Origin of the sequence: Citrobacter sp. RHBSTW-00671 (genome assembly GCF_014103415.1) — a bacterium.
Classification (GTDB): domain Bacteria; phylum Pseudomonadota; class Gammaproteobacteria; order Enterobacterales; family Enterobacteriaceae; genus Citrobacter.
In genome coordinates, this window is sequence record NZ_JABXPR010000001.1 from 4,331,066 (window position 1) to 4,343,548 (window position 12,483).

Consider the following 12,483-nt stretch of genomic DNA (forward strand, 5'->3'; position numbering starts at 1 on the left):
ATATCACGCATAGGGAGTGACAAGATGGACAAGAAAATTGGTTTTATCGGCTGCGGTAATATGGGTAAAGCGATTCTTGGCGGCCTGATCGCCAGCGGCCAGGTACTCCCCGGACAAATCTGGGTCTATACCCCCTCTCCCGATAAAGTCGCAGCACTGCTCGATCAGTACGGCATAAATGCAGCGCAGTCTGCACAAGAAGTCGCGCAAATCGCAGATATTGTCTTTGGCGCCGTGAAGCCAGGCATCATGATTAAGGTGCTGAGTGAAATCACCTCCAGCCTGAACAAAGATTCTCTGGTGGTATCCATTGCCGCGGGCGTCACCCTCGATCAACTCGCCCGCGCACTGGGTCATGACCGTAAAATTATCCGCGCAATGCCTAACACGCCGTCACTGGTCAATGCAGGAATGACGTCCGTCACCCCAAATGCGCTGGTAACACCGGAAGATACTGCTGATGTGTTGAATATTTTCCGCTGCTTTGGCGAAGCCGAAGTCATCGCAGAATCGATGATTCACCCGGTCGTTGGCGTCAGCGGTTCAGCCCCGGCATATGTGTTTATGTTTATCGAAGCCATGGCGGATGCCGCCGTTCAGGGCGGCATGCCACGCGCACAAGCCTATAAATTCGCGGCACAGGCGGTCATGGGATCGGCGAAGATGGTGCTGGAAACGGGTAAACATCCCGGAGAACTGAAAGATATGGTGTGCTCGCCTGGCGGAACCACCATTGAGGCAGTGCGCGTCCTCGAAGAACGAGGCTTCCGTTCGTCAGTCATCGAAGCGATGGTTAAGTGCATGGAACAATCAGAGAAACTCAGCAAATCCTGAGTGCAAGTCGGACGTCAGGCCGCCGCTTCAGTACGGTTACGTCCGGCATTCTTTGCTTTGTAAAGCGCCATATCCGCTGACTTCAACCATTCCCGATAGTGCTCTGTTTCAGAAGTCAGCGGAGCAACACCAACGCTAATCCGCAGGGCTACTTGCGGAGCACAGGACAAGCGTAACTGGCTAAGTCGTTCATGGACGCGCGACATCGCCGCGATTGCGCTGGCTGCAGGTGTACCGCACATAATTACCGCAAACTCATCACCACCAAAACGCCCGATCACATCACTGCCGCGCAGCGTCATTTGCAACTGACGCGTCAGCGCAACGATCGCCTGATCCCCAACGTCATGCCCCCAGGTATCATTGATGCTCTTAAAATGGTCGATATCGATAATAAGCAGTGTGGCATCACGTTGTTGACGACGGCAATTATCAAATTCATTGCGCAGCAGTAGCTCCCAATGGCGCCGATTATAAACTCCGGTCATTCCATCCCGCGTACTCATTACCTGCAGGCGGCGTTTATGCTCTGCCAATTTGATCACCGTCTGGTAGCTAACCCAGGCAAACAGCAGCGGATAAATCACCAGTACCGGCAGCGACAACAACACGCTCAGTTGCGTACTGCTAAACACGACCGGAATATCCGTTAACTGTAGCGTCACCAGACATGAAACCACCATCAACACGACGCCAGCGATGAATAATCGCACCCCACCTGCGCCCATCAGGTTGATGCAGATAATCATCAGCAGCGCCGTGGATGGCAGCAGGTTTGCCCCCATAATCCCCACCCACATGCCAGCGAGGATCGCATCGGCTTTAATATTCGTAAATTCACTGTACAGCGGATCTTCCGCTTTGCTCGCCAACTGCCACGCCAGGTGTGGCCAGACAAACACCCATCCCACCAGTAATAGCCACCAACCTCCGGTTATGGGTTGCGAGACTAATACCGACGCGATGGGGAAAAACATGCCCCCCAGCCCGACTGCGCGAGGCAGTCTTATCCGTCGGGCAAATCGCAGACCGGAACGTTGGTGGTCGTTTTGATGAAGCGATATAAATGCTTCATTCGGTACGGCCTTCTTTTGATAAAAGTTTTCATCATTCATCGTATTTGGGAATATTCTGAAACAAATTTCCCAAATTATAGAAAGGGGTCTGGCGGCGGAAGTATGATATTTCGGGTGAGCGATTTTATCCGCTCACCCGTATGTATTACGCAGCTTTTTTCAGGCAAGCGCTCATAAATTTTTTACGATCGTCGCCTTTCAGCGACTGCTCTGTTGCCTGAACGTTGCATTCACGCATTTTCTGCTGCTGCGGCGTCAGACTCTTTTCATCAGGCGCAGACTTACTGTTTTTCAGGCAATCACTCATATATGTCTTCCGGGCATCCCCTTTTAAGGTCTGCGCCGTCGCCTGCTGGTTGCAGGTGGTCATACGCTGTTGTTGCGGGGTTAACGTCTTCTCGGCAGCGCCGACGGTAGTTAAGAAAACCAGGCCAAATAATAGGGTAACGAGCAATGTTATTTTCATAGCACCATCCTGTTGTGAGTATTCACTCTACACGTCACCTTTCAAGCGACCTCGATGTTGGCTGCTTGAAGGATGACGTGTAGTAAGTCTGGTTGCTGACGCAGAAATAGCCACCTCATTATTAAAATTAAGTGACCAAATAGCAGGTTACTTCAGCCCTAACGCCGCTTTCATAGTGTAAAACAGGTCGGTCTGGTCGGTCAGGCCAACCACATTCGCCGCATGCGGGCCATAGGCAGCAATACGCAGCTGGCTGCCGGTATGCTCCTGTGATTCCTCTTCCGAGTTGCCATAGCTGATAACCATCACCGCGCCATCTTTGGTATTCAGCGCCTGAGTCAGGCCAGGGGCTTTGGTGTCTGGCGCAACAATCTGGCTGGCATGCGCGTGATCAGCGGTCACGACGACCAGCGTGTTGCCGTCTTTCTTCGCGAAGGCCAGCGCGCGCTGTACGGCTTCATCCAGATCGACCGTTTCACCAATCTGACCGCACGGGTTTGCGGCGTGATCCTGCTTATCGATGGACGCGCCTTCTACCTGCAGGAAAAAGCCTTTTTCATTCTTGCTTAATAGCTCAATCGCTTTATCCGTCATCTGGGCAAGCGTCGGCACCGTATCGTTACGTTTTGGATTTGGCGTACAGGTCACGACTGGCTTATCAAGGTTACCGTGGTAAGACGCTTTTGGCCCTTCCCAGCGTACCGGCATGTTGCCGTCAGAGAACAAGCCTAACAGCGGTTTATCCTGATTCGCTTCAGTAATGGCTGCCAGCGTCGCGGTATCACTGACCATCTGATAACCACGGGCCTGAGCCTGTTCACGCAGCGTTTTACCCTGCCATTCGCCCGCTGCAGCGGTCTCAGCAAAGGTTTTTGCCCCGCCGCCCAGCGTAACGTCAGCGCGGGCATTCAATAATTGTTCGGTGATTGAGCCTTTACCGCCTTTTTCCAGCGCGTTCGTCGGGCATTTCTCAGCGGTGACGCCCGGGCCGTAGCATTTACGCGACGTCACATGCGCTACCAGCGCGGCGGGGGTGGCATCCTGCAATTCAGCAGTGGATACGTTGCCTGTCGCCAGACCGGCAGCTTTGGCCATTTCCAGAATAGTGGCGTGATCTTTTTCGTGAATATCAACGCCCAGCGCACCGTTATATGTTTTAACCCCGGTCGTCCATGCTGTCGCAGAGGCTGCGGAATCGGTCACATAGTCAGGTTTACCCGTTTTTTTATCCAACGCGTAGTGCGTGTATTGTCCGGTCAGGGGTAACGCATCAATACCTTTAAAAAAACCACCTGCGCCTTCTGCATAATTTCGCGCAGCGGTAATTTCCGAATCCCCCATACCATCGCCGATCAATAAAATAATATTTTTGGCTGGTTTATCGTTCAAAGAATCTCGTAGTGCTGCCGTTTGATCCGTCGTTAATCGACGCGCGCCACCCGGTGTGGTGATATCTCCCTGTGCGGCACGATTATCCATAGCCGCTACGGTAGATGTTTCTGCATGAATAACCGGGGTAAACAGCAAGGGTAACAGGGCAATAGCGAGTGCGCTTTGTTTCACTTTATTTTCTCCATGTACAAATACGGTAAAATTAAAACAAAGCGACTATAAGTATTTGATGTGACACTTTTATGATAATTCGTGGATAAGTATCTGCAGATATCTCAACACGTTTTAGGTGCGTTTTCGCCAGCACTGTGCATCGTCGTCAGAAATGCGGGCATTTGACTTACCCCTGCCAGCGCGTCTTCTATTTGACGAATCAGTGTTTGCTGCTCATTTGTTGCCATGTTGCGCAGCATTTCCATGATGACTCGCTCTAACGTTGCGACTTGCGCGGCCAGGTCTTGCGATTCTTCTTCTTTTTGGGCGAGCTTAAGTAACAACTCAGTGATGAGATTTTTCATTTTCGTATTCCCTTAACCAAATAAAGGCCACGTTATCACTAAGACTCACAACTTCCTAGAGGATGAAAGTTGTATTTATTGCAGAAATAAAGCGTTTTGCGAAAACAATCACAACACAAAATAAGGGGGAATGACGCTTTCTGCAGAATAATTCAATATAAAAGGGTAAGGAGATTAATAGTCACCCAGATATATAATCTTCAATTATGGATTAACAACGCGGGCAACCCGCGTTGTTAATCCGCCATTCAGCGAGCGAGACGCCGGCGTCGCAACGCGATAGCCAGTTGCCAGATATTAATAAGCACAATGCTCGCGGTAGCGATAAAGACCCAGCGGAAACCCGCCATGGCCGATACGGTTGCCCCCATCAAGGGTCCGGCAACGTTTCCAAGGTACATAAACGACTGGTTATACCCAAAGATGCGCCCGGTAATCTGCTCGCTGGAGTATTTCACTAATAGCGTTTGCACCGCAGGCAGCATTGCACCATCGGCAAAGCCGAGCAGAAAACGTAATATCCCTAATTGCAACGGAGTGGTAACCCATGACATGGCGAAAAACAGCACCACGGCGAAGATGAGCGTTGCCATTAGAATCCGTTCAGTACCAATTCTGTCGCCCAACTTTCCAAGACGTGGTGCTGAAATCAAAGCGGATATGCCGGGAACCGAGGCAATCAGCCCGCTGAGAAAAGCAATATTTGAGCTATCTGGCACCATCGATTTGATAAACAGCGCCAGAATGGGGCCAATAGAGCCGTTACACAGTTGAATCACCATGGTGGTAAAAAACAGGCTAATAACCAGCGCGGGATACGGTAACGAAGCAAAAACAGCTTTCCCGCTTAAACGCTCGCTTTTTTTAATCGCCGGTCGGACACCCTCTTTAATTAAGAACAGTGTGACCAAAAAACTCACCACCAACAGCGCGGCGGTAATACAAAATACCGCACGTAAGCCAACATGGTCGGCAATAAAACCGCCCATCAGCGGCCCGCCAATCACCCCACTAATTTGCGCCGTTGAGAGCGTGCTCAACGCCCAACCACTGCGTTCACGCGGGACTTGCGACGCCACCAACGCCATCGCATTAGGAATATATCCCGACGTTAACCCCATCACCCCGCGCAGCAGAAAAAGCTGCCAGACGTTAGTGGCAAATGCCTGCAGCAAAATGGCAATGGCCATGCCCAGCGAGGCCCGTAACAGCATCAGCTTACGCCCTTTACGGTCAGCTAAACTGCCCCACATCGGTGAAACAATGGCAGAAATAAGGAACGTGACGCTAAACGTTAACCCGGACCACATTGAGAGCGCTTCGTGCGAGGTGACTCCCAGTTGGGAGATATAGAGCGGTAGAAAAGGCAGGATTTGGCTGATCGCCAGTCCGGTGAAAAAGCAACCGAACCACACGGAAATAAGGTTAACTCTCCAGGATTCCATAAGGACTCATAACGGTAAGTAGCTGAAAACTGCGAGCAGCTTAACAAATTACGCCTGCAAACGAGGGTCCAGAGGTGCGATGTTTCACAGTTTAGTATTTTATCTCCCCGCTCATCATATTTATGATATTCATCACATCAAACCCACATTACATGCAGGGGATTATACTTCGAACATGCCCTGTGGGTTTGTGCGTATTCATTCCCGTGGAATCCACCAAAACAATCTGCCAGAAGCCGAGGAATCCTGCGTTTTGTCGTGGTAATGTATGTGCTTTGCATTCAAGGAATGGGTTTTTAAGATGGCAAAGTTGCGAGTAGGAATCGTATTTGGTGGTAAATCAGCGGAACATGAAGTGTCATTGCAATCGGCAAAAAATATTGTCGATGCCATCGACAAGACTCGCTTTGACGTTGTGCTGTTAGGTATTGATAAACAAGGGCAATGGCACGTGAGCGATGCCAGCAACTATCTGCTCAACGCTGACGATCCGACACGCATTGCGTTGCGCCCTTCCGCGACCAGCCTGGCGCAGGTACCGGGTAAAGAAGAACAGCAGTTGATCGATGCGCAAAACGGTCAGCCGTTGCCTACGGTCGATGTTATTTTCCCTATCGTGCACGGCACGCTGGGTGAAGATGGTTCACTGCAAGGCATGCTACGCGTGGCGAATTTACCGTTCGTCGGGTCCGATGTGCTGGGCTCTGCGGCCTGCATGGATAAAGACGTCACCAAACGTCTGCTGCGCGATGCCGGATTAAACATCGCGCCATTTATTACACTCACCCGCGCCAATCGCAATGCCATCAGCTTTGCTGAGGTTGAATCGCGTCTGAGTCTGCCGCTGTTTGTGAAGCCAGCCAATCAGGGATCATCCGTTGGCGTCAGCAAAGTCACCAGCGAAGCGCAATACGACCAGGCTGTAGCACTGGCGTTTGAGTTCGATCATAAAGTGGTGGTGGAACAGGGGATCAAAGGCCGCGAGATCGAATGTGCGGTACTGGGGAACGATCACCCGCAGGCCAGCACCTGTGGCGAGATCGTCCTGAACAGCGATTTCTACGCTTACGACACCAAATATATTGACGATAACGGGGCCAAAGTCGTAGTTCCGGCGGCAATTGCGCCAGAAATTAACGACAAGATCCGTGAGATCGCTATTCAGGCCTACCAGACGCTGGGTTGCGCCGGGATGGCGCGGGTGGATGTGTTCCTGACCCCTGAGAATGATGTGGTGATCAACGAGATCAACACGCTGCCGGGCTTTACCAACATCAGTATGTATCCCAAACTGTGGCAGGCCAGCGGCTTAGGCTATACCGATCTGATCACACGTCTGATCGAGCTGGCGCTGGAGCGCCACGCTGCCGATAGCGCGCTGAAAACCAGCATGTAAAAGCAGACAGGATGCCCGATAGCTATTGGGCATCCTTGACGTCTTTATCCTCATCGACGCGGCGGCGAATAATAAGTCCCGCAAGCCAAAAGCTAATCACCCACGTAACCAGCCCCACCGCATAGGTTTGCCATCCTTTCGCTTCAAACCCCAATAATCCCACCACGCCATTCAGAATAAAGATCAGCCCAATGGCAAACGCGTAATAGTGCCAGTCGCGGCGAATTTTTACAGGCAGGTTCATAACAGCTCCGGTGGAAGTACATCGTTGAGCAGCATCCTCGCACATTTCCCTGCGAGCGTCTGTGTCCTGTGCGGAAATTCTGAAATGTGAGTTAATTTAACTTAAGGTTACATATTTGTGACGCTCAACAAAAAACCAAAATCCAGGAATAATCTCTACCTGAAATTACCATCATTCTGATATTGACAATCCCGATCACCTGTCAGACTCACTGTCAGTTACTGGTATGGCATCGACAACGCAGGATATTTCTGGAGGTCCCTATGGCTGATTTTACGCTCTCAAAATCCCTGTTTAAGGGCAAGCATCGAGATACCTCCTCTCTGCCCGGCAACATTGCGTATGCCGTTTTTGTGCTGTTTTGCTTCTGGGCCGGAGCTCAGGTTTTAAATCTGTTAGCCCACGCGCCCGGTATCTATGAAGAACTGATGCAGCTACAGATGCAAGAGACCGGACGCCCACGCGTTGAAATTGGCTTAGGCGTCGGCACGCTGTTTGGACTGATTCCCTTCCTCACTGGCTGCCTTATCCTTGGCGTTATCGCGGCGGTAATGCGCTGGCGCCATCGTCATCATAACGATGACTGACCCATACACTTCGCCCGACGATCATCCACGCGTTTAGCAAACCATGCCGTGGTCAAATTACGCGTAATCTTCGGGCTTTCCAGTTGAATACCTGGCAGCATTTCCCGTGGTAACGCTTTTCCTGCCTTCGCTTCCGCCAGCTTATACATCTTCTCGTACAGCGCCGTCTCCTCGAAGGCCAGGCTGTCGCCTTTTTGCAACTGACGATGGATATCGCTCTCACTCATCCCCAGCTTCCCGGCAAGCTTGCGTACTGCCAGCTCCGTTTTGCCCGGTTCTTTGCTGTTGTAGAGAATCAAATCCCCATCCAGCGCCAGCTTCACACCACTGGCTTTGCTGACGGCATTCTGAAACGCCGCATTACGGCTGGCGTACCATCCCGCATTAAAATCCGCGAAACGGAAGATGGGTGCGCTATAGTTCGCCGGGTAATTCAGCAAGTGATACGTGCCGAACCAGAGTCCGCCGCGCAGGGTGAAGACCTCCTGACGTACCGTTCCTTCCATTTTCCACGGGTATCCGGAAGTATGCTGTTCGGCAAACGCAATGCTGACCTGCATCGGTCCCCCGGTATGCACCGGGTTGAGCGAACCAAACAACGTCTGTCCCATCGGCACCATATTGATGAAATCATCAAAAATGGCGCTAAGCTGCTTTTCCGTCTTCACTGAATCCAGACGCTCGCTGTAGCTTTTCCCATTTGGCGAGTTAATCTTCAGTGCGGTATGAACCAAAAACACCGGGATATGCATACGCTCGGCGCGACGGTCAATCTCTTTCCAGGCTATTTTGCTTAAATTCGGGACAACCGGATCGGCCTGATAGTTGGACTCCTGCTGCGCCACCGCCAGCACCGAACAGATATTTTCAACCGTCGGCGCCAGCTTCTGACTGGCAAACGTTTTCGCCAGGTCCTGCGCCCACGCGTCCCGGTCTTTCACACTGGCAGGCATTTTTTGCCGCACCACGCTCGCCACATCGACGGCTTTCTCCCCCTTTTTTAATGGCTGCGCGGGTTGGCTACTACACCCCACCAGCACCAACGCCGCCAGACCAGACCAGGGGTAAAGACGGGAAACCGTCGACATAACATCTCCTTTTGTTAGCTAAGCGTATGGGTAACAGCCTGAATTTCCTGACCATCCAGTTCACGCTCGAAGCTACGCAGACGCTTATAGATAGACATCAGCTCAACCAGCGTCGTCCACGAATTAATCAAATACTGGAACGAACCGCGTACCTGACCAAACACGTTGGTGATTTGCGTCATCAGACCGAGCGTAATCGTACCGGCAACAATCGATGGAAACAGCAGGAACAAGCCGAAAACGTTATCAACCTGCAGGTAAAGAATACGGGCAATATTGAAGTACATATAGTGAAAATAGAGGCGAAAATAGTTTTGACGCACCGCGTGGAACAGCTCGCGAACCGTCGGCGGCGTCGCGCGATTACCATCATCTTCACCGTACACCAGCTCTTTACGGTACGCCGCTTCCACCCGCTGATTTTTGAACTCCAGCCCAGGCAGTTTGATCCCCACCACAGCCAGCAGCCCGGTCCCCATCAACGACCAGACAATCGCGGCAATCACCAGACCGTAGGGAATATGCCCAACAATCGGCAGATCCGGGACATGCGCAGAGAGCGTAACCAGTACCGGCAGGAAGGCAATCAGCGTCATAATCGCGTTAATAAAACTCACGCCCATGTCTTCCAGCGTGGAAGCGAAACGCATGGTGTCTTCCTGCACACGCTGCGCCGCACCTTCGATATGACGCAGATGCTGCCAGTGCGCCATATAATGTTCGTTCATCGCGGTACGCCAGCGGAAGACGTAATGGCTGACGAAGAAGTTGTTCATCACACCAATGACGACGGCTATCAGCGCAATCCCGAGAAATATCCCCACTTCCTGATAGAACTGCTCAATTTTCACCTTATGCGGCGTGCTGAGCGCGGTTTGAATCAGGTCATAGAACGGCGCATACCAGGCGTTGACGGCGACGCCGACTTCAACCAGAAACCAGGTAACGAAGATAATCAGCGAGGTACCGAGTATCGACCAGTACTGCCAGCGGTGCGGACTGTAGATAAACCAGAACAGCGCAAACACGCCAACGCACAGAATGTAGTACGCATAAAAAATCAGATAATCCAGCGACCAGAATCGCGCTGCGCTAATCGGTACATCCCCCGATGCGCCGGTAATCTGTGCAACCCAGGCTCCCCCTCCAGCCTGCCAAAATACAACAGCGACCAGTGCCCAAATAAATGCCGAAATAAAGAACGGCCCCGGCTTTGGGAAAAAAGACTTAAACATAGTGCTCTCCTGCTAACTTCTTATCGTTATGACGACTGCTGTGCATTTGCCACGGTGGTTTACCGCGGCAAGACGGCTTACGCCCAATAAACACAAGCTGAAACCGACAATTGTGACCAGAACCGACGCACTTAGTTCGCTATCTGGTTTTGTAGAATTGTTTCTGCGGTTTTCACACCGACAGCGTTCCGGCATGTTCAGATTATTACAGCGTGAGATCACAAAAGCGAACATCCACTCTCCGGGAAAAGCCCACGTTTACTCATCGTTACGTTTTTCCCACTATCATTGGCTGATAAGCGCTTTGCAATATGCCAACGAGTAGTATAAATACGCATACGCACGTCATCTTTTATTTCCTCTAACTCATGGACACCACCGTTGAAACGTAGTCTGCTTTTTTCTGCCGCGCTGTGTGCGGCGTCATTGACATCTGTCCAGGCGGCACAGCCTATAACCGATCCCGTCTTTGCCTCTGACATCGTCGACCGGTATGCCGATCATATTTTCTACGGCAGCGGAGCTACAGGGATGGCGCTTGTGGTGATTGATGGTAATCAGCGCGTGTTTCGTAGCTTTGGTGAAACACGCCCCGGCAATAATGTTCACCCGCAGTTGGATTCCGTCATTCGCATCGCGTCGTTGACCAAATTAATGACCAGCGAAATGTTAGTGAAATTACTCGATCAGGGCACAGTAAAACTCAACGATCCATTGAGTAAATATGCACCACCAGGCGCACGCGTTCCGACATATCAGGGAACGCCTATTACGCTGGTGAATCTGGCGACGCACACCAGCGCACTGCCACGCGAGCAACCTGGCGGCGCGGCAAAACGCCCGGTCTTTGTCTGGCCGACTCGCGAGCAACGCTGGAGCTATCTCTCAACCGCAACGCTAAAAGCCGCACCGGGCTCGCAGGCATCCTATTCGAACCTGGCGTTTGACCTGCTGGCCGATGCGCTGGGAACCGCGTCCGGCAAACCTTATCCGCAGTTGTTTGAAGAGAAAATCACCCGACCACTCGGGATGAAAGACACTACCTTTACCCCGTCCCCCGATCAGTGCGCACGTCTGATGGTCGCGGAAAAAGGCGCCAGCCCGTGTAACAATACGCTGGCGGCCATGGGCAGCGGCGGCGTCTATTCTACGCCCGGCGATATGATGCGCTGGATGCAACAGTATCTCTCCTCTGATTTTTATCATCGTAGCCAGCAGGCCGACCGGATGCAGACGCTGATTTATCAGCGTACGCAGTTAACCAAAGTGATAGGGATGGATGTTCCGGGCAGAGCCGATGCGCTAGGTTTGGGCTGGGTCTATATGGCGCCGAAGAATGGGCGACCAGGAATTATTCAAAAAACCGGTGGCGGCGGTGGCTTCATTACCTATATGGCGATGATCCCACAGCAAAACGTCGGGGCCTTTGTCGTGGTGACCCGCTCCCCGCTGACCCGCTTTACCAATATGAGCGACGGGATCAACAATCTGGTGAGCGAACTGAGCGGCAACAAACCGCAAGTGATCCCCGCCTCCTGATTCAATACTCAAAAGGCAAACGGTTAATGCTCACCAGTTTGCCTTTATTCATTTCAATGTAGCCGCCTTTACGCAGTGCCGAGAGAACTTCAGCAACGACAGAGCGTGAAATGCGTGTACGCTGGTGGATATAGTTCATAACGCCAACGCGAGAGCGCAGTAACTCATCCCATTTCATCATGGATATCAGCGTGGCACGGATCTGATCGTAGGAGTTATTGCCAATTAATTGCAGGTCGCGTAATTCAAGCATGCAGTGCTGCCATGCTAACCAGCTAAAGGCTTCGCGCCATAGTTGACATTGTTCAATAATACCAATCGTTTTGGTCGCTGGCAGATAATAACCCGCACAGTAACTTTCTGTTATTAATCTATATTGAACATCTGTTTTCATCACACCATCAGCAAGTCCCATAATAAACGGTGCCTGTGTAATGCCAACCAGTATGTTTTCTCCTCGTCTCAGCGAGATAACCCCTTTTAAAATAACAAAAGTGTCGTTTTTATTTACATCACTGGAATATATTATTTGCTTTTCATTTTCATATTCAAAACGCTCACCATATTTCGATAAACATTTATCCAGCTTACCAAACTCCAGAAAAGGCTTATCTACAGATAACATTTACGCATTCCTTGCATAAAAGCCCGTCAAATCCTTGA

The 12,483-nt window shown here is 51.3% G+C and carries 13 protein-coding genes; 4 read left to right on the forward strand and 9 right to left on the reverse strand.

The genetic code is table 11. The features are described 5' to 3' along the window. Positions 1–24 precede the first annotated feature (24 nt). Entirely contained in the window at positions 25–834 is an 810-nt protein-coding gene (gene proC / locus HV261_RS20835) for a pyrroline-5-carboxylate reductase (protein ID WP_202039327.1), read from the forward strand. Positions 835–848: 14 nt separating this feature from the next. On the opposite strand, the gene adrA is transcribed toward proC, so the two are convergent. The 5 genes from adrA to HV261_RS20860 all read right to left on the reverse strand — a co-directional run bounded on the left by adrA (position 849) and on the right by HV261_RS20860 (position 5,731). Then, the gene (adrA, locus tag HV261_RS20840; protein WP_202039733.1) at positions 849–1,964 is read right to left on the reverse strand and encodes a diguanylate cyclase AdrA; all 1,116 of its coding nucleotides are present in this window, start codon (positions 1,962–1,964) and stop codon (positions 849–851) included. A gap of 91 nt (positions 1,965–2,055) precedes the next feature. Further along, positions 2,056–2,376, reverse strand: a complete 321-nt coding sequence (psiF, locus tag HV261_RS20845) for a phosphate starvation-inducible protein PsiF (RefSeq protein ID WP_048212462.1) — start codon at positions 2,374–2,376, stop codon at positions 2,056–2,058. A gap of 147 nt (positions 2,377–2,523) precedes the next feature. Then, positions 2,524–3,939: an alkaline phosphatase gene (phoA, locus tag HV261_RS20850; protein ID WP_202039328.1), complete on the reverse strand. Its 1,416-nt coding sequence runs from the start codon at positions 3,937–3,939 to the stop codon at positions 2,524–2,526. 104 nt (positions 3,940–4,043) lie between these two features. Beyond that, positions 4,044–4,286 carry a sigma-S stabilization anti-adapter protein IraP gene (locus HV261_RS20855; protein WP_202039329.1) on the reverse strand — a complete coding sequence of 81 codons (243 nt, stop codon included), beginning with the start codon at positions 4,284–4,286 and terminating at the stop codon, positions 4,044–4,046. 248 nt (positions 4,287–4,534) lie between these two features. Beyond that, positions 4,535–5,731: a multidrug efflux MFS transporter gene (locus tag HV261_RS20860; protein ID WP_202039330.1), complete on the reverse strand. Its 1,197-nt coding sequence runs from the start codon at positions 5,729–5,731 to the stop codon at positions 4,535–4,537. Between the two features lie 301 nt (positions 5,732–6,032). Here HV261_RS20860 and ddlA point away from each other — a divergent pair, with 301 nt between their 5' ends. Further along, positions 6,033–7,127 carry a D-alanine--D-alanine ligase gene (gene ddlA / locus HV261_RS20865; protein ID WP_202039331.1) on the forward strand — a complete coding sequence of 365 codons (1,095 nt, stop codon included), beginning with the start codon at positions 6,033–6,035 and terminating at the stop codon, positions 7,125–7,127. A gap of 22 nt (positions 7,128–7,149) precedes the next feature. Here the strand turns inward: ddlA and HV261_RS20870 are convergent, their stop codons facing one another. Beyond that, positions 7,150–7,371, reverse strand: coding sequence for a DUF2754 domain-containing protein (locus tag HV261_RS20870; RefSeq protein WP_202039332.1), 222 nt, complete (start codon positions 7,369–7,371; stop codon positions 7,150–7,152). Between the two features lie 263 nt (positions 7,372–7,634). Here HV261_RS20870 and HV261_RS20875 point away from each other — a divergent pair, with 263 nt between their 5' ends. After that, positions 7,635–7,958, forward strand: a complete 324-nt coding sequence (locus HV261_RS20875; RefSeq protein WP_202039333.1) for a YaiY family protein — start codon at positions 7,635–7,637, stop codon at positions 7,956–7,958. Here HV261_RS20875 and HV261_RS20880 read toward each other — a convergent pair. Beyond that, a complete protein-coding gene (locus tag HV261_RS20880) occupies positions 7,943–9,046 on the reverse strand; it encodes a DUF1615 domain-containing protein (RefSeq protein WP_202039334.1) in 1,104 nt (367 codons plus the stop codon). The genes HV261_RS20875 and HV261_RS20880 overlap by 16 nt on opposite strands. Positions 9,047–9,060: 14 nt before the next feature. After that, on the reverse strand, positions 9,061–10,281 hold the full coding sequence (gene sbmA, locus HV261_RS20885) for a peptide antibiotic transporter SbmA (protein ID WP_040232769.1): 1,221 nt from the start codon (positions 10,279–10,281) through the stop codon (positions 9,061–9,063). Positions 10,282–10,662: 381 nt separating this feature from the next. On the opposite strand from sbmA, the gene ampH reads away from it, so the two are divergent. Continuing rightward, complete coding sequence (gene ampH, locus HV261_RS20890; RefSeq protein WP_048212469.1) at positions 10,663–11,820, forward strand: D-alanyl-D-alanine-carboxypeptidase/endopeptidase AmpH; 1,158 nt, start codon at positions 10,663–10,665, stop codon at positions 11,818–11,820. Position 11,821: 1 nt separating this feature from the next. Here the strand turns inward: ampH and iprA are convergent, their stop codons facing one another. After that, entirely contained in the window at positions 11,822–12,445 is a 624-nt protein-coding gene (gene iprA / locus HV261_RS20895) for a hydrogen peroxide resistance inhibitor IprA (RefSeq protein WP_202039335.1), read from the reverse strand. Between the last annotated feature and the right edge of the window lie 38 nt (positions 12,446–12,483).